The following is a 21,580-nucleotide window of genomic DNA, read 5'->3' as shown; positions in this document are numbered from 1 at the left end:
GAGGAATGCACAATGAAAATTGAAGCGAGGCGTACCCCCGACGATTGCTTTGCCGATCTTCCCGGCTATGAGTTTGCACCGAATTTCGTCGACGACCTGCCGGGTTACGAGGAGCTGCGTGTCCACTATGTCGACGAGGGGCCGAGAGACGCGGGCAAGGCCTTCTTGTGCCTCCATGGCCAGCCGACCTGGAGTTACCTCTATCGCAAGATGATCCCGGTTTTCCTCGAAGCGGGGGCTCGCGTCGTCGCGCCCGACTGGCTGGGCTTCGGCAAATCCGACAAGCCGGTCGATGACGGCGTCTACACCTTTCACTTTCACCGCAACATGATGGTTGCCTTTATCGAGCGGCTTGACCTGTACAACGTCACCCTCGTTTGCCAGGACTGGGGAGGGCTACTCGGCCTGACGATACCTCCGGCCATGCCGGAGCGCTTCGAAAGGCTGATCGTGATGAATACCGCCATCGCCGCGGGAGAGTCACCGGGTGAGGGCTTCGAGGCGTGGAAGGCTTTCGCCGCCAGCCAGCCGGACATGGATATCGCCGCACTGATGAAGCGCGCAACCCCGATTCTCACCGACGAGGAAGCGGACGCCTACGCGGCGCCCTATCCCGACGTAAGCTACAAGGCCGGCGTGCGACGCTTCCCGGAACTCGTGATGGTCAGCCCCGATATGGACGGTGTCGAGGTATCAAAGCGCGCGCAGGCCTGGTGGGCCGAGGAGTGGCAAGGCGAGTCTTTCATGGCCGTGGGCATGGCAGACCCGGTGCTGGGCCCGCGGCAGATGGCGCGGCTGCGCGCCGGGATCAGGAACTGCCCGCCAGCCATGGAGATCGAAGAGGGCGGCCACTTCGTGCAGGAGTGGGGCGAGCCGATCGCCCGCGCTGCGCTTGCGGCCTTCGGTCGACACTGAAGGTGACCGGCGGCCTGAGCCCCCGTGGGATCGATCCTCACCGCCGCGCTCGCCAGAGTACTTTGGTTTTCTCGCCCATGGCTGTTCTGGCGGGTACCGTACTAACGTAGGCCGCGCAGAGCGCACAGTCGGGCGGGAGCGCTGAGGCGCGTCATCGTTGTTGGGACAGGCGCAGCTGCTCCTCCAACTGTCGCGTCAAGCCCTGTTCGAGCCCGAGCGAACTGCCGAGTTGATCGAGCCAGGCGCGCTCCATCGGGTTGTCTTCATCGACCATGATTGCGCTGACCAGGTAAATCTCCCGCTGCGCCTGCGGTGAGTCGGCACTCGCGGCGAGCGCTGCCGCATCCAGCGGCGCCTCGAACTGCTGCTGTATCCAGTGATGCAGTTCATCGTCGGGATCGAGTTTCTCGATCTCCGTGGTCAAGAGGGCGCGTTCGCGTGCATCGACGTGGCCGTCGGCGCGCGCCGCCATGATCATCGCCTGCAGGATCTCCAGGCCGCGTCGTTCCTGGCTCTGCCCCTGGAGCTGCTCAAGGGGTTCACCCTGCGGCGGCGCCTGTCGTGACGAGACCTGCCGGGCGTTTGCCTGGTAATCCTGGTAGGCCTTCCAGGCAAGGGCGCCGACGCCGGCCAGGGCACCGTACTTGAGTGCCTTGCCGCCCAGCTTGCGACCGCGCTTGGAGCCCAGCATCAGGCCGAGCGCGCCGCCACCCAGGAGGCTTTTCAGGTCGACATTCATCCCCGGGGCTCCTGCGGGTCCGGGGCGCCCGGCACCGGTATCGGTGTTGCCGGCCGGCGTGCTCTGGGCGCTCTGGGCTTGCTGCATCAACTGATTCAGTACGGACATGACGTTCATGGGTCACTTCCTTGGCGGGCCGCCAGCTGAACGGGTGGTCTCGTTCGGCCAGCCTTCGCTGGTTACGTGGGCCCCACCGCTACAGGGGGCGCACGGACGGCGCGAGGTTTCAGGGTCGATCTGCGGCACTGCCGCGCTCCCGGCATTTGCCGGCCGCGGCAAACTGCTGCCGATATTCTAGGTGATTTCGTCGCTTCCGGGAGCCTCAGGGCGCCATAAAAGCCGTAGAAAACGCGTGGTGTATATTCGCAACGGCCTGGACTATGCTCCGTTCGGCCTGTGGTGAGGAAATCGCGTTATGAGTATCACGAGGGGAGGCTCACGCTTCGGACTACTGAGCGCCCGCCTGCTGGCGCCGGCAAGCCTCGCTTTCGTGCTCGGCTGCAGTGGCGTGGACGTCACGCCGGCCGCGACGGAGACGTTCGCGGGCACCGGGTATACGCGCTATGCCTGGCGCAGCGAGCCGCCGTCGCAGGCGACCTACAGCAAGGATATGCTGGCCCGGAAGAGCCCCTCGATTCGCTCGGGCGTGGAAGCGGAGATGGCGGAACTCGGCTACCGGCGCGTCGACCGGGCCGAGGCCGAATTCCTGATCGAGTACATCGCGGCGCCCGGGTTCAATGATGGGCAGCTGTCCTACGGTGGGTCCAACGACATGCTCTACGGCAGCTCCGTGAATCGCCAGATTGACGGTGCCTCTGCCGACAACGCGGAAGCGCTGAGCGGTCCGGTCGAGACCGCGGAAATGGAACTGGTGTTCCTGGACGCGGCCTCAGTGGAGGTGCTCTGGCGGGTACAGATCAGCATGGTGGTCGAAGACGCCAACCGCATCGACCATGATGCGGTGCGCGGTGCCGTTCGCAAGGCGATAGCCGGCTTGCCGGCCGCGCCCTGACGCGCCCCGCAGTCATTCAGTCAGACACCGCATCACCGATGGCTTCCCGGGTGTTGTCCCGGGCCTGGTTCGCCAGTATCGCGCCGACCACGAGGGCGGTGCCGATGGTGATGAGCACGGTCTTCACGCGGTTCGCGCGGTCCGGCGGCGGTTGCTGCGGGTCAGGGCCCTGCGTGTGGGCGCAGCCGGCGCTGACGAGGTGAATGGCGATGAAGATGGCGAGCGGTCGAAGGGCTTTCACGTCGGGTTTCCTGTTGCTTTCGGGCACGCGCGTGACGCGCGCGTAGTGTCTTTTCGGGCGGCGCCGGGACTGTGGCGAGCCCCGGCGTTGCCTGTCGGTCGGGCGGATACCGCTCCCGGGTCAGGGTGAACCGGGTTTCCTTGCCACGAGAAACAGGCTGTTCGTGCGTCCGTGGGTCCAGTGCTCCTGTTCCTCGAAGCCGGCAGACGCCACCTCCCGCAGCATGTTCTCGGCACGCAGGAAACTCACGTAGGGCGCCTTGCCCAGCCATTGCAGGACCGGGATGGCTGGCCTCAGGAACCACAGCCGGTCAGCGAGGCAGACCGTGCTGGAGACGAAAAGCCCCCCGGGTTTCAGGAGTCGATGAACCTTGGCCAGGGCGGCCCCCCGGTCCGGCAGCAGGTGAATGAGGTTCAGCGCCAGGACCAGGTCGTAGCTTTCGTCCGGAGCCTCGAAGTCCTCCACACCGGCCTGCCTGAAGCTGACGTTCCCGATGCCGGCGTCCCGCGCCTTCTGCCGCCCGATTGCGACCATCGCCGCCGATACGTCGGTCGCGTCGATCCGTGCCACGTGGCGGGCGTGCTCGAGCGCTGTCGATCCGGTGCCGCAGCCGAACTCCAGCACCGCCATCGAGGGCTGCATGAGCGCCTGCGTTGCCGCCAGCTTGCGGGCATAGGTCTCGATGTCGGCAATGGGTTGCTTGCTGTAATCGGGAGCGACCCGGTCCCAGAAATCCGATGATGTCACGGCCACGGCGGCGTCCTCTGCGGGGTAGCGTTGTCTGATTGCTTATTGGACCATGCATACATTGCAGATAGAATGCCGGTTTCGGTGGATCAGGCATACGAAAATCAATGAGCTGGAACGACGTTGCCTTCGATTGGAACCAGGTCCGGGCGTTTCTCGTCGCCTCTGAAGAGGGGTCGCTCTCGGCAGCCGCCCGCGCGCTCAACCAGACCCAGCCAACGCTGAGCCGGCAGGTGACGGGCCTGGAGCAGTCGCTTGGCGTGACCCTGTTCGAGAGAGGGCATCGGAAGCTGCAATTGACCGCTGCCGGTCTCGAACTGCTCGAACACGTACGCGTGATGGGCGAGGCGGCCAACCGGGTATCACTCGCGGCGTCCGGGCAGTCCCAGGCCATCGAGGGTCGGGTGCGTATCACCGCATCGGAATTGATGGCGACCTACTGCCTGCCGCGGATGCTGCGGAAGCTGCGGGAACAGGCGCCCGGTATCGTGGTCGAGGTGGTGGCCTCGGACCAGGTCCGCGACCTCATCCGGCGCGAGGCCGATATCGCTATCCGCCATGCGCAACCGGGGCAGCCCGATCTCATCGCCCGGCGCGTCGGTTTCCTGCGGGGCCGCATCTATGCCGCGCGCAGCCTGCTGGACCGGGTCGGCATGCCGTGCGACTTCGATGATCTCAGGAAACAGGATTTTGTCGGCATCGACGACACGGCAGCGCTGCTCGATGGGCTGGCGGAGCAGGGGCTCGAGCTGCACCTGGACCAGTTCCGGGTGTCGTCCGCCAGCGGCAACTGCATGCTGCAGCTCATCCGCGAGGGGCTGGGCTTCGGCTTCCTTCCCATGGATACCGGCGGGCTCTTTCCGGACCTGGTGTGTGTCCTGCCGGACCGCTTCAACCCGCCGATCCCGATCTGGCTAGTGTCCCACCGGGAACTGCACACCAGCCGGCGCATCCGGGTCGTCTACGACCTGCTTGCGGAGGAGCTCGGGACTCTCTCGGAAACGCTGGGCTAGCTGCGGCGCGGCTGTGCCAGCCGGACGCGCGGGCGCTTGCCGCGCGCGTGGGAAAGGCGCCGGTCAATCCTCGGGGCGATAGTTGGCGTCGGGCCAGAGCGTGTTGATCTCCTCCGCCTGCTGTGCGGCAGAGAAGCATTCCCAGGTAATGCCGTTGACGTCGGTTTCCTCGGAAAACACGGTCGCGGCGCTGTCTTCCCAACCCAGGTGCCGCAGGGAACCGGGCGCGCAGTCCGGATCGTGCCTGACCGACAGGTTGAGCGAGGCTGTGCGCCACAGCGCGTACTCGCCGTGCACCACCGAGCAGGGCGGAGTGCCCAGGCGGACGCTGTAGTCGTCAATCGTCGCCGGGAGATCGTGTGTTGCCAGGGCGATATGAAGCTTTCTCATGGGTTCTGCCTGCTGGGCCCCTTGTTCCAGACCCGTTGGTGACCGTTTATAGCGGCCGAGACGCCACCCAGGCGTAACCGTTGGGGCACAGAATGTAGGTTTCGCGGAGCCCGTGCGGCTTGTCGGTGGGCTCCTGCAACACCTCTGCCCCGTACGCGTGGGCCTGTCTTGCGGCCTCGTCGGGATCTGTCTCATAGAGACGAAACTCGGCGCCTGCCCCGCGAGTCGGAAGGTCCGGTACGAGCCCGAGGAGGGGGTTGGCGCCATAGGTATGATCGGCGTGCAACTGCAGTAGCTGCTGGTGATAGGTCATGATGGCGAAGTCCTCGCTCACCCGGTGCCCCCGCATGCCGAAAACGCGCTCCAGGAATGCAACCTCGGCCCTGACATCGCGCACCAGGAGGTTGAGACCGATGCCCGTCAAAGACGCACCGAAAGCTTCGGGAGCAATCGTTTCATAGTCCATCGTGGTTCCCGCCTCCTTCCCCGTAGTGTATGAAATTGTGTGTCGCTGCGGGGCGCTCGTGGCCGCTATCGCCGCGCGACCCGGGCGTGCGACGAGCCGGCGAGCAGGGCCTATACTCATCGACAATCCTTCGCAGGAATGACTGAATACAAACCCGGACTTTCGCGCGCTGCCTTCCCCGGCTCCCCTTGCTGTTCGCCAGCCTGCTCCTGGCCGCCGTCGTCGGCCGGGCAGAGGTGCCCCCTACCGCCGCGCAGCTTGGCCTGATGCTCGGCTCACCGGTTCCCGAGGACAGGCTGGTCACGCCGTCGAATTTCATTGCAGCGCCCTATAACCGCTGGAGCCTGCAGCACCTGAGGGAACTGTTTCCCCACGCGTGCCGTGCCGCCTGCGCCGATGCCGCGGCCGCTGCCCCGCCGACCGGTCGCCATCGACGCCGTCGCCGTGACGCTCGGTGACGGACGCACCGTTACGGTCGGGGACTGGCTCGCTTCTGCCTACACCGATGGCTTCATCGTGCTCCACCGCGGCGCGATCGTCCATGAGCAGTACGCCAACGGCCAGGGGCCCGGGACACCGCACCTGATGTTCTCGGTCACCAAGTCGGTCACCGGTACCCTGATGCTGATGCTCATGGAGGAAGGTCTCGTAGACGCTGCCAGGCCCGTCACCGCGTACGTCCCTGAACTGGAAGGCACGGCCTTCGCGGATGCCACCGTGCAGCAGGTCATGGACATGACCAACTCGATAGCCTACGACGAAACCTATGACGACCCGGAGTCCGATATCGCCACCTTCCTCACCGCGATGTACCCGGGGGCTGAGGGCCTCTACACGCACCTCCGAAGCCTGCAGGCCAGGGCGCCGGCTTTCGAGCACGGCGAGGCCTTCCACTACGTCACCCCGGACCCGGAGGTGCTCGGCTGGATCATCCGCCGTGCGACCGGCATGACGCTCGCGGAGGTTCTGTATACCCTGCTCTGGTCGAAGCTCGGCACCGAGTTCGAGGCGAACTACTGGGTCGACCCGCTCGGTATCGAGATGGCCGGCGGCGGGCTGTCCATGGCCCTTCGCGACGCGGCGCGCTTCGGCCAGCTGATTCTCGATGACGGGCACGCCAATGGCGCGCAGGTGCTGTCGCCCGCTGTCGCGGCGCGGATCAGGAGCCACCGCAACCAGCCGCAGTTCAACCGCTTTTACGATGACCCCTGGTACGGGGAGGTGGCCGCCGCCTATCACGACCAGTGGTGGAGCTACCGCGGCGTTGACGCGGTCGTGGCCCTGGGTATTCACGGCCAGTTCATCTACGTCAATTCGGAGCACAACGTCGTCATCGTCAAGCAGAGTTCCGACCCGGACGCGGAGAACGAGCGGGTGGACAGCGAGACGCCGCGCGTGATGCACGCGATCGCCCGCTTCCTGGCCGGTGGAGGCTAGCTGCTCCGCCTTGGCATCGCCGCGCGGCGCCGGCCCAGTGCTGGGGGCGGGACCGCGTTCTATGGGCTATTGAAATCGCGCTGCCTGCACGCTTTCAGCCCGGGAGTTGGCTGGCTATCTTCGGTAGACGGCCAGTCATAGGGTGAGTTCCGCGCCCGTGTCCGATCAGAGCTATTCGTCGACCGCCACCAGGTCCAGGCCAAGAATCGCCTGCTCGCGATCCGTAAGATCGCCAACCAGTTTCCGAATGGGCGGTGGCAGGGAGCGTACGACCGTCGGCGTAGCGAGAATCTTCTCATCCTCTGCAAGCTGAGGGTGCTGGAGGATATCGATTACCGAAATGTCGAAGTTGCCGTCGTCACGAAAGCTCTCACAGATCTCCCTGAGATTGCGCAGGGCGCGCAGGGCGGCTGGTGTCATGCCCGCAATGTAGATTTTCAGGATCAGTTTTTCTGTCATGCTTGCGACCTATCAAGCTTGCCGGGCCGTGGTAGACGTTAAGGTAAGACCCCGTGCTGTAATTTCAAAGTCCATAACCTCACTGGAGGTTGATGATCCCCGTGACTTGTGCACGTGCAGGGTGCGGTGGAAATGGTTGTCTCTGCGAACACGCTCAAGTCGTATCCACGTGTCAATCAAGGAAGACATATTCAGGCTGGACTGGCCGCTGCCATCATCACCGATCAGCTCAAGCAGAACCAGTGTCAGGCCTTCTGACTTGAGTTGATGCGCGACGCGCAGCACAAGGTTCTTGAAGCTGCGGGCACTTGCGACATCGGAAAGCGCACTGATCGGGTCGATGATGACCGTGTCGACCCCCCGCCGATGGGTCTCGTGGAATAGCCAGATCAAGTGCTCCTCGACGCCCCGCTCCACAGCGCGCCGGGCTTCAAGGAATAGTCGTCCCTCCTCCATGGCAGAGCTCAACGAAATGCCGACAGAGGCAACGTCCCGAAGAAGTTGTTGTGGCGACTCTTCGAAGGAAAGAAACAGTGTCTTCTTGCCCGCCTTACAAAATGTCTCCGCCATGTGTGCGGCGATAATCGTTTTGCCGGTGCCCGAGGTGCCGGAAATGAGCACCGTGCTGCCCGACCAGACGCCGGTACCGCCCAGAGCCTCGTCAAGCTCAGGGATACCGGTCGATTGGCGCTCCCGCAGCGCGGGTGCCGTGAGCGCGGTATCGGTTATCGGCAATAGCCAGATACCATGCTCATCAATGAGAAAAGGGTAAACATTGGTGCCGTGTCCCGCGCCGCGCAGCTTGATCACCCGCAGGGTGCGGGTCATGAGATTGCCCTCAATCGCCTGTCCGATCTCGATCACACAGTCCGCGAGGTAGTCCATAAGCCCCGTTGCGCTCCGGTAGTCGGCGTCGACGCCACCGGTCACCAGCAAGGTCACGTCGTTGTTTCTGGCCCAGTTGAAGACGGCCGTCATACTGCGTCGTATCGTCTCCGTGTTGCCGAAGGTTGTAGCAACAGAGTCGAACGCATCCAGGATGACTACGCGTGTGTCGTGGAGGGCAAGCGCGTGCTCGATGCGCACCAGAAGCCCACCCAGTTCAACGCCACTGAAGCTCTCATTGACCAGGTCATCCTCGGCACGAAAGTCGAGGAAATGCACGTCGGATTCTGTTCGCCAGTTACTGAGGTAGCCCTGGAGACGCTCGGGAGCCTCGTCGAAGGTCCCATAAATCGCGCCGCCGGGCTGGGCGCTGGCGAGCATGAGGGCACAGAGGCTCTTCCCGGAACCGCTGGCCCCTCGGATCAGCGAGACACGCCCTGCGGGGTAACCGCCATTCAGGAGATGGTCGAGGCCTGGGATGCCTGTAGGCAGACGCTGCATAGAGTCGTCCTCGTGCGTGATTCTCGGTCCACGATTGGCTGGCATAAGCCGCCAGCCTGCTGGCCGGCGCGTCCCCAGCTTTTCGGTGCGGCCTATCCCAACCTACAGGATTATCTCTCCCGAGGCGATTAATGAGAGGCAGGCTGCAGCGACCTCAGGGTCATAGCAGGTGCCGGCGCCCCGGCGAATCTCGCTCGCCGCTGTGTCGAGACCAAGTCCTGGCCGGTAGGGACGGTGGCTGGCCATGGCCTCGAGGGTGTCGGCGACACCGATGATTCTTGCCTCAAGGAGTGTTTCGTCACCCTTGAGGCCATCGGGATAGCCACTGCCGTCGAAGCGCTCGTGATGCTGGCGAATGATGGATGCGATAGGCCACTCGAAGTCGATTCCTTCAAGGAGATTGGCCCCTGCCTCGGGATGCATCCTGACAAGCGCCATTTCAACCTCGGAGAGCTTGCTGGGCTTGCTAAGGATCTCCGCAGGAATCTGTATCTTGCCGACGTCGTGTACCAACGCCGCCAACTCCAGGCCCTCGAGCCGGCGTATGTCGAGGCCGAGCTTAGTTCCGATTACTCTAGCGATGCCGGCGACCCGATGTTCGTGGCCCGCGGTGTAGGGGTCGCGTGCTTCCACTGCTGCGGAGAGCACACGGATGATATCGTGAAGCGCCTTCTCTGCCGCCTGCTGCGCCGCCTTGATCTCCGTGATGTCGGTAACGATGCTTAGCCAGGAGATCGTGCCATTGGCACTCTTCTTCGGGTTGGCAGTGCCGCGCAGCCATTTTTGCGCCCCGGACGGCGTGGTGATGCGGTATTCGTGCTGCCATCGCTCCAGGGTTTTCGCCGAATCGAGAACTGACCGCTGCATTGCGGGGAGGTCCTCGGGTAAAATGCATTCCCAGAGCAGGGCCGGATTGCCGCGCAGGGCATCGGCGTCGATCTCCCATAGCTCCGCGCAGCCCGGGCTCAGGTACTCAATGCCGTCGCTCCCGTCCGGATACAGGCGGTACTCCCAGATGGCTCCAGGTAGGCTCTGCGCAATGGCCTCCAGCCGTGACTTCAGAGCTGAATGGTCAGAGACATCCATGCCATAGAGGTCGACCCCATTCTGGGTGCGCAACCCCGTGAAGTAGTAGACCTGATCTTCGCAGTGCACCTTGCTTGAAAACGAGTCGACGGCAGAAACAGCCTGGTGGACCAGGGATTTCCAGCTCGCGATACACTCGGCGTTGGCTTCAGCCACCTTGTTTAACAGGGCCTGGCCCACGGTGTTCGCGAGCACTACATCGCCGTCTTCGCTAAGGCAGAGTACCGGATTTGGGTTGTGCATCAGTGTGCGGGTCATACGGCGCCTACCGGTCACATCGGCGCCGATAAGGGCGACCACTCCCGACCCCTTCTGCTCATGCTGCACGTGCGCACAATACCAGTCGACGACGGAAACTACTCCGTCTGCTGTGACAATACTGCCCTCATACTCAAGCGCCTGCGGCTTGGGAGAGGAGAACAGCTTTTCCAGGTAGGAAAGGGTTGTGCGCTGCTCTATATCGGACACACAGTTGTCTGTCCAGCGGGTGCCGATGAGGTTGCTTCTGGCTTCCCCGAGGCGTGCCGAGAGCGCTTCATTCACATCCCTGATGATACCGTCCCGGTCGATGGCTACGAAGAAGACACCGGTCACTGATACTGCATGTTGGTTCGTTTCGTTCATCGCTAACTAACCGACAAGTTGTTGGTGAACTGCAAGCAAGCGTCGCCCGCTGTAAGTCCCCGCAGTTTCGACCGGCACCACACGGTTGTTTAACAGCATGCACGAGTCTTCACAATACTTAAGGGCGATTTTGTCGCAAGGGCTGCCCGGCAACGGCCCTGGGAAGCGGGTTGCCCGCGTAGGCGTGGTGCGCGTGTAACTGCCGGAAATGCCCGTCGTGGATCAGGCTGGCGCAGCCGGCGGACACCCACCGCTCTTGAAGCCATGCCGATCCCGGCTGCGTAACCCTACTGAGTCTATTCGAAGATCAGCCGGACGAGGACAAGGCATGACTGACCGGAAAACAACCCTGCTGGCGCTCGCCCTCCTGGCCCTGGCGAGTGCCTGCGGCGGGCCATCCACCGCCGGCGATCGCGCGGCTGCCGAGGCTGGCCTGTACACGGAGCAAGCGCCGTCCCGGGACGGCATCGGCCGGGTGTACATGGGCCGCGAGATCTCCCACGTGATGGGCCACCGCGGGGCCGGCTGGCTCGAGCGTCCGGCGCGCGAACAGCAGGAGCGGACCGACCTGCTGATCGCGCGACTGCCCCTGGAGGCAGACGACATCGTTGCCGATATCGGCGCGGGTACCGGCTACTTCAGCATCCCCATCGCGGAGCGGGTGCCCCGGGGAACCGTGCTGGCCGTCGACATCCAGGCCGAGATGCTCGCCATCATCGAGGAACGCCAGCAGAACGGTGCCCCGGCCAACATCGAGACGGTGCTCGGCAGCGTCATAGACCCCAACCTGCCCCGGAATGGTGTCGACCTGATCCTGCTGGTCGATGCCTACCACGAGTTCTCCCACCCCTACGAGATGGGCACCGCCATGGTCGATGCGCTCAGGCCGGGTGGGAAACTGGTCCTGATCGAGTATCGCGCGGAAGCCCCGGGCGTTCCCATCAAGCCGCTGCACAAGATGAGTGAGCGGCAGGCCATCGACGAGATGCGCGCCATCGGACTCCGCCATGTCAGGACCGAGGACTTCCTGCCGCAGCAGCACTTCATGGTGTTCGAGAAAACCGTTGATGGCAGATGAGACCGCAGGCAGGGTGACTTCATCGGTCACTGGCGACGGGGGAAACTTCCTTTGACGTCCCACATCAGCCTGGAGCCGTTGAAGCCAACCGCGGAGCAGGTCCAGTCAGAGCATGAACACTGTTTGAAGCAGGCCGGGCCACCAGTGGAGGCTCTCGACATTCACCTTTGCCACCATGGCTGACGCATAGAGCACGATCCCCAGGAGGGTCGCCCAGTGGGGCCGCCGGAGAGTGACGAGATTGTAGCCAAGCAGGGCGGCGAACAGGGCAAGTTCGGCGAGGAGGATGAACGGTGCGGGCAGCCCGACGCCGAAAACGAGTCGTGCCATGGCCGCATCGATCATCAGGATCGCCGCTATCAGCATGAGGCGCTTGTGCGCGCGTGGCCGCGCCCGACTCAGCAGGCCCAGGCTGTAGGCGATAGAGAAATTGACGATATCGGTGACCGGAAACATCGCGCCATAGACCGCCGGGCGTCCGGCGATGACCCCGTCCGGCCTCACCAGGACTGAACGAACCACCAGGTACCCGATGATAATTATCGCTGCGGCGAGAAAGACGCTCAGATAGCCGAGGCGTTTATGCTGCTCGATAGCTGCTGCTGCGATCAGTCGGCTCTGGCAGGCAAGCAGCAGGTACCAGGATAGGACGATGGCGCCGTGCACATGCAGGTGAATAGGGGTCGCGAGAACTCCGCCGGGTCTGCCGAGAGCCGCTGTACTGAAGCCTGCGACCACGATGACTATCAGCGCAGCAGAAAACCAGAAAAAGAATGGTTCACCCCGTTGCCGCATGGCCAATGCTACTCCGTGCTGTGCGTCAGCTGTCTTCGACCTTTCGCTGCCGGTCGACGGTCGGGGACTTTTCGCGGCCCCGACCGCTGATACTGTACGCCCCGGTCCCTAGCGAAAGTTCTTGCGCACGTTGATGCCCCAGGTGGCCGGCTCGTTGAAGTAGGCGATCATGCGCCCCGGCTGTGCCACGGCGTCGGCAATCGTGTTGGTGTAGTCCTCGTCACCCACGTTGCGGCCCCAGGCCGTGATCTGAACGTCCCAGTCTTCGAGGATGAGGCCGGCGCGGAGATTGATGATGCTGTAGTCGTCGGCGAGCTTCAGCGGGTCGTTGTTGACGTCGGTCATGCGCTCGTCGATCCAGATGTACTCACCGTACAGGAACGCGGTGAGGTTGCTGGAGAGCGCGAAATCCTGGCGCAGGGAAGTGACCATCGTGTGCTCCGGGTTGCCGGACAGCAGGCCGCCGGAGCGGTCGCAGGAACCGTCGCCGTTGGCCCTCGGGTCCGGCTGGCCGGTGTGGAAGGGCGTGCCTATCCAGCAGTCACCGGCCTCGAAATCATCGTACTCCGCGTCGTTGTAGGCGTAGCCGAGCGTGACGGTGGTGTTGTCGAGCGGCTGCCACAGCAGGTCCAGCTCGCCGCCCTGGGCCTCTGCCACGCCGGCGTTCTGCAGCGCAAAGCCGGTGCCCTGGAAGGAAATCGTCTGCAGGTCGTCGGTCTCGGTCCGGTGCAGCGCCAGGTTCACGCGCAGCGCCTGCTCCGGGAATTCCGCTTTCATGCCGACTTCCCAGGATTGCGATTCCTCGGCGTCGAAGACCACGTTCAGCGACTGCTGGATCCGGTCCGTGTTGACGCCGCCGGCCTTGTATCCGGTGCCGTAGGAGACGTAGAACATCATGTCTTCCCGCGCGAACCAGCTGACCTTGGCGGTACCGGTGACCTGGTCATCGTCGATATCCTCGTCGACGTCATCGCGGGGGGCGAGCGGCGGGAAGAAGGCGAAGCCGATACCCGGATTTATCTCCGTGAAGAAGTTCTGCATGTCCTTCTGTTCCCGGGTCCAGCGCAGGCCGCCGGTCAGTACCAGGGAATCCGTCAGGTTGTAGTCGATCTGACCGAATGCAGCATACGCCTTATTGTCCTGTGCCGAGACATTGCGCGCCAGGCCGCCAGCGGGGAACAGGGCGGCGGGGACGCCGACCAGCTGCCCCGTGTCTTCGCCGACGATGGTATCGGCCTGCAGGTCCAGCTCCTGCTCGAAATAGAACAGCCCGCCAACGTAGGTGAGCTTCTCGGTGGTGCCGGCGATGCGCAGCTCCTGCGAGAACTGGCTCTGCCGCGCGTCATTGCTGCGGATCAGCGCGTCGATGTCGTAGAAGTCGGCGTCGATCTCGTCGTAGGAGTCGAACTCGCGGTAGGCCGTGATGCTGGTGAGGTCGAAGGCCGGCAGTGCCCAGTCGACCTGCAGCGACAGGCCCTTGTCCTCGTTCTGCGAGGTGGGCAGGAAACTGGAGGCGACCTCGTAGTCGAAGAACCGGTCCTGGTCGATGACCGTGCCGCCCGCCGCGAGCACGTTGTTGTCGGTACCGAACACCGGCGCCGCCCCCGGCGGCAGCTGCTGCGCCTGCAGGTTGTTGACATAGTTGCCCGCGGCGCAGCAGACCTCGTCGATCTCGGAATAGTCGGCAATGAGGTGGATCGACAGGTCGTCCGTCGGCAGCCAGAGCGCCTGCAGCCTGCCGCCCCAGCGGTCGCGATCCTCGAGCACCTCGTCGCCGAGGTCGAGGACGTCGATGTACCCGTCGCGCTCCATGTAGAAACCGGTGGCGCGGATCGCCAGCTCGTCGTCGATCAAGGTGATCGACTTGGCGCCGTCAATGCTGAACAGGTCCAGGTCGCCGCCGCTCGCCTCCAGGTAGCCCTCGCCGTCGAAGTCCGGCTTGCGGCTGTTTAGCGAGACGGCACCCGACGGCGTGTTGCGCCCGAAGAGCGTGCCCTGGGGGCCGCGCAGGATCTCGACGGAGGCCACGTCGACCAGGTTGTTGATCATGGCGCTCTGCCGGGCCCGGTAGACGCCGTCGACATAGAGGCCCACGGAGGACTCGAGGCCGAAGTTCTGCGAGCTGGTAAAGACCCCGCGGATGCTGAAGCTCGTTGCGGTGGACGTCTGGCTCTTGCCGACGCTCAGCGCCGGGTCGATGTTCGATACCTCGAAGAAATCACGGACGCCGCTCTCCTGGAGCCGCTCGCCGCTGAAGGCGGTGACCGCGACGGGCACGTCCTGCAGGCTCTGCTCGCGCTTCTGCGCGGTGACGATCACTTCCTCGAGAACCGGTTGGGACATGGCCGGCACAGCGGCGCAGAATGAGGCAGCGCACAGAGCGGCGCTGACAAGACGGGGCTGGAACATGTGACACCTCATTTATCGTTGTATTGCCGGTCGCTGGTCCGGCTACGAACAAGATATGTTTTCGCGGCTTACATTGCCAGTGGAATGATCAGGGGCCCGGTCCCTCTGAGACCCGCGTGCCCGGGCTCCCTCAAGGGAAGGATTCCCGGGCATGGCGCCCCCTGGAGTAAAGTGACAAGACCTTCCAGCCCGTATAAAGCGGAAGCGGCCTGACAAGCGCGGTGGCCTAGCGGAGAAACGACTTCGCCATCCCCAGGAGCCCGTCGGCGCCGCCAAGCGACGACAGCAACTCGCCGCCCGAGCTGGCCTGGTCCAGCAGCTGCGGGATCACGTCGGACAGCCCGCTTGCTGCCGTTTCCGTGTCTGTGCCCACCTGGTCGGCGAAGGACGCCACGTCGCCGCGACCGAGTACATCGAGAATGGTGTCTGCCGAGATCGGCGCGTTCTCGCCATCGCCGAGCCAGGACTTGAGCGCATCCTGTAAACCGCCACTGGCGGCAAAGCGGCTGGCCAGGCCGGCGACATCCAGGTTGCCTGCGCCGTCTCCGAGGAGGCTCTGCAGCGCATTGGTGATGGTGTCGCTATCGACTTCGAGGCCCAGGCGGGAGGAGAGCAGTTGAGCTCCGGTGGCTAGCAGATCCATGGTTCGGCTCCTGTAAAGGGAGCCTTAAAACTAGCAGATTCTTGCGCAAGTGCTAGATCTCGCGAGCAAGCACCGGCGGCAGGGAAGTTCCATTCGTTGATAAGATGTCCATGCTGGCAGCCTGACTCGAAGCAAGCCGCGTCTGGTGCTTCAGGGGCAATAGAACTGGAGAAGCTTTGACTATGACCGTCGTACTGGCAGGAGCGACAGGGCTCGTCGGCAGAGCATTCGTCCGCATTGCTGGTGAGGGAGATTATCCGGTCACGGCAGTGGGTCGGCGTGACGTCGAGGGTGTTGCGGCGACGATCCGAACGGATTTTTCCGCCCCGCTTGCTCTGCCTCCCGCCGACGTGGCGCTCTGTGCGCTGGGCACGACCATGGCCACGGCCGGCTCCCGGGCTGCATTTTATGCAGTTGATCACGTCGCTGTGCTCCACTTCGCGCAAGCTGCCCTGGCTGCGGGCATCCGGCATTTCATCGTGATCAGTGCTGTCGGTGCAGATCCCCGCTCGCCGGTGTTCTATTCCAGGGTCAAAGGTGAAACGGAGCGCGACCTGGCTGCCCTCGGGTTTGCTCGCCTCGATATCCTGCGGCCCGGCCTTTTGCTGGGTCGGCGCAGGGAGCGGAGGCCGGGTGAGGCGTTGTTTCAACGGCTGGACCCCGTGTTGCGCCGACTGTTGCCAGGCCCGCTAAGCCGCTACGCCGGTATACCGGCGGCTACGGTCGCGGCTGCCATGCTGGCGCTGTGCGGCCAGGGCGGCGAGGGGACAACTATCCACCACAACGCCGAGCTTCGACGACTGGCGAGCGCCGTTTAACCCGATGATGGAGGACGCAGTATGAAGGCATGGGTGCTGCAACCGGCTGCGGCGCCGGCTGAGCCGGCCGGCGAAGCGGGGCGTCACCGGCGTGGGCGCGCCGTGTTGGTCGCCGGTCTGATAGCGGCGGTCGCCGGCGGGTTATGGCTCGGCGGGCATGCAGGGGCGATGCAGAGCTCGCCGGCTTATTTCGGTGATCCTGGACCGGCGCGAGGGGCGGCATGATTCGAAGCGGTAAGTGGAAGAGCGGCTAAGGGAAAAGGGGTAAGGGATTTTCGACCCCGAACCCGAAACGGAACCCGAACTGCCGGAGTGCTGTGTCAGAACTGGCGAGGGTAAGCTACCTCGCTTACGCAATCCGTAACTGACTTTGCAGAGCATTGGGCGGGTAGTGTTGCCCCCAGCCCACGATTGACGACCTGCCATGGCGTTAGCTACAGCGGTTTGGATCCCGATAGTTGCCCTCTCGTTGGCGCTTGTTGTCCTTCGGCTGTCGGATGCGCGCGCGAACCGTCTCGAGTGGCGTCGACTTGCATCCCGGCAGCCGGCTCCGTTGCGGTGTTTCCACAAAGCCCTGGTCGCGCATCTACCGGAGCCCGCAAGAAGGTACTTCGCGTATGTTATCATCGAGGGTGCTCCGATCCTGCCAGTGACAGAGATCGGAATGCGCGGGCGGTTCGGTCTCGGTGATAAGCGACAACCCCGCTACCAGGCCATGGAGGCTCGCCAGATCCTGGCGGCCCCGGCCGGGTTCCTGTGGAAGATGCGCACGCGCGAAGGGTCGCCGATCGCCGGTTCTGATTCCGGCCAATGGACACGGTTCTGGCTGCTCGGTGTAATCCCTGTGGCCCGCCTCGGAGGCGATATCGATCATGCCCGGTCTGCTTTCGGGCGCTACATCGGCGAGAGCACGATCTGGTCTCCTGCGGCTCTCCTGCCCGGGCCAGGGGTCAGCTGGGACGCTGTAGGCCCGGACACCGCCCGCGTTACCGTGACGCAGGGTAAGCTTTCCCAGTCCGTTGATGTGACGATTGATGAGGATGGATGTCCTGTTCAGGTTTCCTTCCTGCGGTGGAGCGACGCCAACCCCGAAAAACCTTTCGACTGCAGCCCTTCGGCGCCATCGTGTCTGATCTCCGCGAGGTCGAGGGCTACCGGCTACCTTACCGGGTCGAAGCAGGGAACCTGTTCGGGACCGACGCCTGTTTTCCTTTCTACCTCGCCGAGGTGGCTGCAATCTCCTTCCCATGAGCAGGCGGAGACGCCAGAGACCTCCCCGAACGGCGCAAGGGGTTTACGCACCGGTTACCCGCTGTGCCAGCGGGATTGAGGCTTGCCGTGGCGGGCGCCCCCGGCTAGGTGAAGGGGGTTCTCCACGCGTCCTAGTCATCGGCTTCGTTCGCCCGCAGACGCTCCCGGCGGCTCTCTTCTTCGGCAAGCACGGCTTTGATTTCTTCCAGCACGGAATCCGTGTCCGGCACATGCCTATCGAGTTCAAAGTGCCCGGTCAGTGGATAATCCGGGTGTAGACTCCCGTCCTCGTACAGCGCCCAGATTTCCTCGGCGTAGTGGGAATCGAGGATCTCCGGGGCGAAGAGGCCGTAGTAATCCGTCATGTTCTTCACATCACGCGAGAGCATTGCCCGGGCGTTATTGTTGGCCGCGGCATCCACGGCCTGGGGCAGGTCGATGATGACCGGGCCATCTTCATTCACCAGCACATTGAATTCCGAGAGGTCGCCGTGCACGATGCCCGCGCACAGCATGCGCATGACGTACTGCATGACCAGCGCATGGTCTTCCCGCGCCTGTTCCGCCGACATGGTGACGTCATTGAGGCGCGAGGCGATATTGCCGCTCTCGTCGGTGATGAGTTCCATGAGCAGCACGCCGTCAAAGCAGCCGTAGGGCTGTGGTACTCGCACACCGGCGCGAGCCAGCTTGTAGAGCGCGTCGACCTCGGCGTTCTGCCAGGTCTCCTCCCGCTGTTTGCGCCCGAAACTTGAGCCTTTCTCCATCGCCCGGCCTCGCCGGCTGTTGCGGACCTTGCGTCCCTCGGTGTACTGAACGGCATTCTTGAAGCTGCGTTTGACCGAGTCCTTGTAGATCTTGGCGCAGCGCACGTCTGTCCCGCAGCGCACCACGAAGACATCGGCCTCCTTGCCGCTCATCAGGGGGTGAATCACTTCGTCGATCAGGCCGTCGTCGAGAAGGGGTTGCAGGCGTTTCGGGGGTTTCACGTTTTCCGGGGCAGGGGGCAGGAAACAGCGCTCAGCTTAACCGGTTTGAGGGGCTTGCGTACGAAAAACCTTGCTCGTTTGCCGCCCAAGCGAACGCACACAAAAGAGCCCGGTTCATAACCTCGTGCCTTCGATGGGAGAGGCCTCTTGAGAAGCGACGCCGCTGCTTCAGCTCGGCGATCTCGGCCCGGAGTTCTGCCTTACGGTCGAAGGTGGCCGCCGAAAGCTCCCGTCCCGAGTCGATGGCGCGCGGCAAGCCATGACTCCATTCAAAGGTTGCGCGCACTCACAGGAGGGCGCGCTTGCGGTGGCAGTCTCGCCATAACCCTGCGAAACTCCTGGAGTCCACGTGTCAGGATGCTCTATCGATCATGGAACGCAAACGGCCGGTAGTCGGGAGTATCGCGATCGCCCTGGGAGCGGCAGCGCTGCTCCTCGCTATCGCCCACTTCTGGGGGGGACCATTCACTCAACAGCCCCCGACGGAAAAAACGGTTGCCGAAAAGGCGGTTGCCATTCGCGATGCCACAGTGGCGGCACTCAAGGGCGAGGAATACACGCCCGCTGCTGAAGTGGCCAAGCGCTCCCGCTGGGACCTCGACCAGCTTGCACGGCTTGCGACCGGCGTGATGGCGGGGGCCGCCATCATCCTGGCGGTCGTGAGCCTGGCAATGCATGAGCCGCTTCGGGTCGCCGCTGGCGGTGTGATCCTGGGGGGCGCAGCGCTGGCTTTTCAGTTCGTCATTATCGCCATCGCAGCGGTCTTCATGGCCATCCTGATCGGCGCTGTGCTCGGTGAACTGGGCTTTGATTGAAGCGCTACGCCTCCCCTTGCTCGCATCAGTTGTACGCCGCGTTGATCCTGCTGCTTGCAGTTCATCGGCGATGAGACAGAACGACGTAAAGTATGTAAATGCCGTAAAGCAGGACTGCCGTTCCGATCACGGTAGCGGGGAGCCCCTCCACCTTGAGGCCGTCCCGCCAGCGATAGCCCTCATTGCTGTACTCTCCGGTCAAGATTCCCCAGGAGCCAAAAACGACACACGTCAGCCCGAGGACGGTCCCGCCCACTTTTCCAAGCTTCCCCTCGCTCTTGCTCACAGCGAAAGCCACCCTTTGACCCAGTCCACCAGGTCATAAAATCTCGCCAGGAAAAAACTTCGCGGGCGGTAATCCCCGCCGGCGGATGCCGTAGCCCTGGCCTCGATGACATCCAGGAGTCGGTGTAGTCGGCGCCGATGGATGCCCAGCGCGCTCTGCAATGGATCATGCAGCAGTCCCGCGAGGGCTGTCAGAAAAGCGATAACGACGCCTACGAACAGATACGTGGTCAGCAGCGTGACGCCGGTGACCTCAGGCGGAAAGGCCGTGTAATAGAGCGCACCGAGCGTATCTCCCAGCATGAAGTCCTGGATGGCTGCGCGCTTCTCTGCTGCCTGTGCAATGGCGGCAGAGGTTGAAACCGAGCCCGGCGTAAACTGTTGGAAAACGACGAAGCCGACGAGCAGTGCGATGGTACCTGCGGTGAGGTCAGCCACTGCGTTGCGGGCATGCAGATAGCTCTGCAGGGCGTCCTCGGCAGCGATCGAGACTCGACGCGCTCGGCTTTTTTGGTCATTGCCGTCGAACGCCGGCAGGGCAAGCAGGTCATCCTCAAGATGCTTACGAAGGGTTCGCTGAACGCTGGTGGTGAAGCCCAGGTTCATGCGCCATAGGGCGCTGGAAGCGCGTTGCATCCGCAGAAGTCCAAGGGCCAGGGCCAGCAGCCGCAGCAGGAAATTCGGGATGCCGAGTAGGAAATTCACCGGCGCAATCAGCAGGTCCCAACCGAGGGCATGGCGGTGCAGGCTGATAGTCCCCCTTAGGGAGAAGTGAGCGTCAACGAGCGCTGGCACGCGCTCATGGCAGCACCGGAAATAGCCGACCGCGGGGTCCGGCGCCTCGTAGCCGGGTTCTCTCTCCGGACTGCGCTGGTCGTCAGTACCTGGCTCGCTGATCATGGGAGGGCGGATCGCCCGCCCGCGCTTTGCCTGCCGCCCACGTCGACTGATTGGTTCTGTCCCGGCTTTGAGCATGGCGTCCCGTTGCCATGAAGGGTAGTTCCCGGCACATGAGCCCTGGAGTGAGAAAACGGGCTACGTCTTGAAGCCTTCATGATGTTGACGGCCAGCGTCGCCAATCTCGTCCCAGCTCGCTTCGGAACCGACCTCAAACCGAATGGCCCCGCAGTTGCATTCTCCAGTAACCATCGTCGGTGGCACCCCGAGTGGGTGGTTATGACCTGCTCCTGGGTTTGAGTTTACTAGGGTTTTTCCCGGGGCTCACATGAGGCGATCTACTCATGAGCTGCCAGGGGGGTCCACTCAAGCAGCCTGATCTGCAGACTCCTGATCCTGGCTTTCCGGGCCCGCCGGTCTCCGCACCCTGCGCCTGGGCGAGTGGGTGAGCGGCAGGCATGGAGGGATCGCACCTCCATGCCTGATGTACAAAGCCTTCTTAGTCGTCGTGGTGGTGATGGTCGTCCTCGGTTGAGGATTCATCTCCATGATGGTGTTCATGTTCGTCTTCGTGCCCGTCGTCACCATGATGATGCTCATGCTCTGTCTCGTGCCCATCGTCCCCGTGGTGGTGCTCGTGCTCATTGTCATGATCGTCGTCGCCATGATGGTGCTCGTGCTCATCGTCATGGCCATCATCGTCGTGGTGATGATCGTGGTCGCTGTGCTGACTTTCTGCGGAGGCAGCAGTTTTCTCCCCATGCATGTCCAGAGCGTAGGCCGATGTACCGGCAAACGCAGTGAGCAGGGCAAGGGCAAGCAGGCTCCGGTTGGAGCGGTTTTCTTTCTTCTCGATCATCGATTGGTCTCTGATTACTAATGGGTAGGTGCTGAACACGTCCTGCCTGGCCGATCGGCGCAAGGTTCGCGGTTCTGTCTGAGTTTAGAAGAAAATCGTTGTTGCGCCCGGCAAATCGTCCCTTGAGAGGCCTGTGTGAGCCAGAAAACCGAAGACGGTTGCGGGCGGGTCCGGCCCAGCGGCAGGCGGTGGGATATGGTGGGATATTCAGCTTGGCGAAGATGAG

22 protein-coding genes and 1 pseudogene are annotated in these 21,580 nt (G+C 63.4%); 10 read left to right on the top strand and 13 right to left on the bottom strand.

The genetic code is table 11. From position 1 onward, the window contains the following. Nucleotides 1-12 precede the first annotated feature (12 nt). Nucleotides 13-915, top strand: a complete 903-nt coding sequence (locus tag RKE50_RS11605) for a haloalkane dehalogenase (protein ID WP_350036596.1) — start codon at nt 13-15, stop codon at nt 913-915. Nucleotides 916-1,066: 151 nt separating this feature from the next. Here RKE50_RS11605 and RKE50_RS11600 read toward each other — a convergent pair whose 3' ends face one another. Then, a complete protein-coding gene (locus RKE50_RS11600) occupies nt 1,067-1,771 on the bottom strand; it encodes a tellurite resistance TerB family protein (protein ID WP_350036595.1) in 705 nt (234 codons plus the stop codon). Nucleotides 1,772-2,069: 298 nt separating this feature from the next. Between RKE50_RS11600 and RKE50_RS11595 the strand changes: the two genes are divergently transcribed. Beyond that, entirely contained in the window at nt 2,070-2,666 is a 597-nt protein-coding gene (locus tag RKE50_RS11595) for a DUF4136 domain-containing protein (RefSeq protein ID WP_350036594.1), read from the top strand. Between the two features lie 16 nt (nt 2,667-2,682). Here RKE50_RS11595 and RKE50_RS11590 read toward each other — a convergent pair whose 3' ends face one another. Continuing rightward, nucleotides 2,683-2,907 (bottom strand): hypothetical protein, encoded by a 225-nt coding sequence (locus RKE50_RS11590; RefSeq protein WP_350036593.1) that lies wholly within the window; start codon nt 2,905-2,907, stop codon nt 2,683-2,685. Nucleotides 2,908-3,027: 120 nt separating this feature from the next. Then, on the bottom strand, nt 3,028-3,660 hold the full coding sequence (locus tag RKE50_RS11585) for a class I SAM-dependent methyltransferase (RefSeq protein ID WP_350036592.1): 633 nt from the start codon (nt 3,658-3,660) through the stop codon (nt 3,028-3,030). Between the two features lie 101 nt (nt 3,661-3,761). On the opposite strand from RKE50_RS11585, the gene RKE50_RS11580 reads away from it, so the two are divergent. After that, nucleotides 3,762-4,667, top strand: coding sequence for a LysR family transcriptional regulator (locus RKE50_RS11580; RefSeq protein ID WP_350036591.1), 906 nt, complete (start codon nt 3,762-3,764; stop codon nt 4,665-4,667). A 63-nt stretch (nt 4,668-4,730) separates the two neighbouring features. Here the strand turns inward: RKE50_RS11580 and RKE50_RS11575 are convergent, their stop codons facing one another. Further along, nucleotides 4,731-5,057, bottom strand: coding sequence for a hypothetical protein (locus RKE50_RS11575; RefSeq protein WP_350036590.1), 327 nt, complete (start codon nt 5,055-5,057; stop codon nt 4,731-4,733). Nucleotides 5,058-5,103: 46 nt separating this feature from the next. Continuing rightward, nucleotides 5,104-5,523 carry a VOC family protein gene (locus RKE50_RS11570; protein WP_350036589.1) on the bottom strand — a complete coding sequence of 140 codons (420 nt, stop codon included), beginning with the start codon at nt 5,521-5,523 and terminating at the stop codon, nt 5,104-5,106. 396 nt (nt 5,524-5,919) lie between these two features. Here RKE50_RS11570 and RKE50_RS11565 point away from each other — a divergent pair, with 396 nt between their 5' ends. Continuing rightward, on the top strand, nt 5,920-6,960 hold the full coding sequence (locus RKE50_RS11565; RefSeq protein WP_350036588.1) for a serine hydrolase domain-containing protein: 1,041 nt from the start codon (nt 5,920-5,922) through the stop codon (nt 6,958-6,960). Between the two features lie 171 nt (nt 6,961-7,131). Here RKE50_RS11565 and RKE50_RS11560 read toward each other — a convergent pair whose 3' ends face one another. Genes RKE50_RS11560 through RKE50_RS11550 form a run of 3 tightly spaced genes read right to left on the bottom strand, consistent with a single transcriptional unit; the run spans nt 7,132 to nt 10,515 of the window. Then, a complete protein-coding gene (locus tag RKE50_RS11560) occupies nt 7,132-7,419 on the bottom strand; it encodes a circadian clock KaiB family protein (protein ID WP_350036587.1) in 288 nt (95 codons plus the stop codon). Between the two features lie 12 nt (nt 7,420-7,431). Then, nucleotides 7,432-8,850, bottom strand: coding sequence for a DUF7125 family protein (locus RKE50_RS11555; protein WP_350036586.1), 1,419 nt, complete (start codon nt 8,848-8,850; stop codon nt 7,432-7,434). 57 nt (nt 8,851-8,907) lie between these two features. Beyond that, nucleotides 8,908-10,515 (bottom strand): HD domain-containing phosphohydrolase, encoded by a 1,608-nt coding sequence (locus tag RKE50_RS11550; RefSeq protein ID WP_350036585.1) that lies wholly within the window; start codon nt 10,513-10,515, stop codon nt 8,908-8,910. Between the two features lie 328 nt (nt 10,516-10,843). Here RKE50_RS11550 and RKE50_RS11545 point away from each other — a divergent pair, with 328 nt between their 5' ends. Beyond that, nucleotides 10,844-11,593, top strand: a complete 750-nt coding sequence (locus tag RKE50_RS11545; protein ID WP_350036584.1) for a class I SAM-dependent methyltransferase — start codon at nt 10,844-10,846, stop codon at nt 11,591-11,593. A gap of 105 nt (nt 11,594-11,698) precedes the next feature. On the opposite strand, the gene RKE50_RS11540 is transcribed toward RKE50_RS11545, so the two are convergent. The 3 genes from RKE50_RS11540 to RKE50_RS11530 form a co-directional block, all read right to left on the bottom strand. Continuing rightward, nucleotides 11,699-12,394, bottom strand: a complete 696-nt coding sequence (locus RKE50_RS11540) for a hypothetical protein (RefSeq protein WP_350036583.1) — start codon at nt 12,392-12,394, stop codon at nt 11,699-11,701. A gap of 102 nt (nt 12,395-12,496) precedes the next feature. Continuing rightward, complete coding sequence (locus tag RKE50_RS11535) at nt 12,497-14,731, bottom strand: TonB-dependent receptor (protein ID WP_350036582.1); 2,235 nt, start codon at nt 14,729-14,731, stop codon at nt 12,497-12,499. Between the two features lie 292 nt (nt 14,732-15,023). Then, nucleotides 15,024-15,440: a YidB family protein gene (locus RKE50_RS11530; RefSeq protein WP_350036581.1), complete on the bottom strand. Its 417-nt coding sequence runs from the start codon at nt 15,438-15,440 to the stop codon at nt 15,024-15,026. 182 nt (nt 15,441-15,622) lie between these two features. On the opposite strand from RKE50_RS11530, the gene RKE50_RS11525 reads away from it, so the two are divergent. The 3 genes and pseudogenes from RKE50_RS11525 to RKE50_RS11515 all read left to right on the top strand — a co-directional run bounded on the left by RKE50_RS11525 (nt 15,623) and on the right by RKE50_RS11515 (nt 17,509). Then, on the top strand, nt 15,623-16,258 hold the full coding sequence (locus RKE50_RS11525) for an NAD-dependent epimerase/dehydratase family protein (protein ID WP_350036580.1): 636 nt from the start codon (nt 15,623-15,625) through the stop codon (nt 16,256-16,258). A gap of 424 nt (nt 16,259-16,682) precedes the next feature. Further along, nucleotides 16,683-17,333 (top strand): annotated as a pseudogene (locus RKE50_RS11520) (DUF6544 family protein); the annotation flags it as partial. Nucleotides 17,334-17,383: 50 nt separating this feature from the next. Then, nucleotides 17,384-17,509, top strand: a complete 126-nt coding sequence (locus RKE50_RS11515; RefSeq protein WP_350037904.1) for a hypothetical protein — start codon at nt 17,384-17,386, stop codon at nt 17,507-17,509. A gap of 131 nt (nt 17,510-17,640) precedes the next feature. On the opposite strand, the gene RKE50_RS11510 is transcribed toward RKE50_RS11515, so the two are convergent. Then, nucleotides 17,641-18,498 (bottom strand): PA4780 family RIO1-like protein kinase, encoded by an 858-nt coding sequence (locus RKE50_RS11510; protein WP_350036579.1) that lies wholly within the window; start codon nt 18,496-18,498, stop codon nt 17,641-17,643. A gap of 371 nt (nt 18,499-18,869) precedes the next feature. Between RKE50_RS11510 and yidI the strand changes: the two genes are divergently transcribed. Continuing rightward, nucleotides 18,870-19,313: an inner membrane protein YidI gene (gene yidI, locus RKE50_RS11505; protein ID WP_350036578.1), complete on the top strand. Its 444-nt coding sequence runs from the start codon at nt 18,870-18,872 to the stop codon at nt 19,311-19,313. Between the two features lie 282 nt (nt 19,314-19,595). Here the strand turns inward: yidI and RKE50_RS11500 are convergent, their stop codons facing one another. Beyond that, nucleotides 19,596-20,498, bottom strand: coding sequence for a DUF6635 family protein (locus tag RKE50_RS11500; protein WP_350036577.1), 903 nt, complete (start codon nt 20,496-20,498; stop codon nt 19,596-19,598). Nucleotides 20,499-21,042: 544 nt separating this feature from the next. Between RKE50_RS11500 and RKE50_RS11495 the strand changes: the two genes are divergently transcribed. After that, nucleotides 21,043-21,375 carry a hypothetical protein gene (locus tag RKE50_RS11495; RefSeq protein ID WP_350036576.1) on the top strand — a complete coding sequence of 111 codons (333 nt, stop codon included), beginning with the start codon at nt 21,043-21,045 and terminating at the stop codon, nt 21,373-21,375. The last annotated feature ends 205 nt before the right edge of the window (nt 21,376-21,580 follow it).

It is taken from the genome of Pseudohaliea sp., assembly GCF_040217025.1.
GTDB lineage: Bacteria > Pseudomonadota > Gammaproteobacteria > Pseudomonadales > Halieaceae > Pseudohaliea.
The sequence above is the reverse complement of the archived record's forward strand: the minus strand, read 5'-3'. Positions and strand labels throughout refer to the sequence as shown.

Coding starts and splice junctions, on each gene's coding strand:
- RKE50_RS11570 (WP_350036589.1), bottom strand. CDS start 5,523: ATGGACTATGAAACGATTGCTCCCGAAGCTTTCGGTGCGTCTTTGACG.
- RKE50_RS11525 (WP_350036580.1), top strand. CDS start 15,623: ATGACCGTCGTACTGGCAGGAGCGACAGGGCTCGTCGGCAGAGCATTC.
- RKE50_RS11545 (WP_350036584.1), top strand. CDS start 10,844: ATGACTGACCGGAAAACAACCCTGCTGGCGCTCGCCCTCCTGGCCCTG.
- RKE50_RS11535 (WP_350036582.1), bottom strand. CDS start 14,731: ATGTCCCAACCGGTTCTCGAGGAAGTGATCGTCACCGCGCAGAAGCGC.
- RKE50_RS11600 (WP_350036595.1), bottom strand. CDS start 1,771: ATGAACGTCATGTCCGTACTGAATCAGTTGATGCAGCAAGCCCAGAGC.
- RKE50_RS11495 (WP_350036576.1), top strand. CDS start 21,043: ATGATGGTGTTCATGTTCGTCTTCGTGCCCGTCGTCACCATGATGATG.
- RKE50_RS11550 (WP_350036585.1), bottom strand. CDS start 10,515: ATGAACGAAACGAACCAACATGCAGTATCAGTGACCGGTGTCTTCTTC.
- RKE50_RS11605 (WP_350036596.1), top strand. CDS start 13: ATGAAAATTGAAGCGAGGCGTACCCCCGACGATTGCTTTGCCGATCTT.
- RKE50_RS11560 (WP_350036587.1), bottom strand. CDS start 7,419: ATGACAGAAAAACTGATCCTGAAAATCTACATTGCGGGCATGACACCA.
- RKE50_RS11530 (WP_350036581.1), bottom strand. CDS start 15,440: ATGGATCTGCTAGCCACCGGAGCTCAACTGCTCTCCTCCCGCCTGGGC.
- RKE50_RS11595 (WP_350036594.1), top strand. CDS start 2,070: ATGAGTATCACGAGGGGAGGCTCACGCTTCGGACTACTGAGCGCCCGC.
- RKE50_RS11580 (WP_350036591.1), top strand. CDS start 3,762: ATGAGCTGGAACGACGTTGCCTTCGATTGGAACCAGGTCCGGGCGTTT.
- RKE50_RS11575 (WP_350036590.1), bottom strand. CDS start 5,057: ATGAGAAAGCTTCATATCGCCCTGGCAACACACGATCTCCCGGCGACG.
- RKE50_RS11500 (WP_350036577.1), bottom strand. CDS start 20,498: ATGATCAGCGAGCCAGGTACTGACGACCAGCGCAGTCCGGAGAGAGAA.
- yidI (WP_350036578.1), top strand. CDS start 18,870: ATGGAACGCAAACGGCCGGTAGTCGGGAGTATCGCGATCGCCCTGGGA.
- RKE50_RS11565 (WP_350036588.1), top strand. CDS start 5,920: ATGCCGCGGCCGCTGCCCCGCCGACCGGTCGCCATCGACGCCGTCGCC.
- RKE50_RS11555 (WP_350036586.1), bottom strand. CDS start 8,850: ATGCCAGCCAATCGTGGACCGAGAATCACGCACGAGGACGACTCTATG.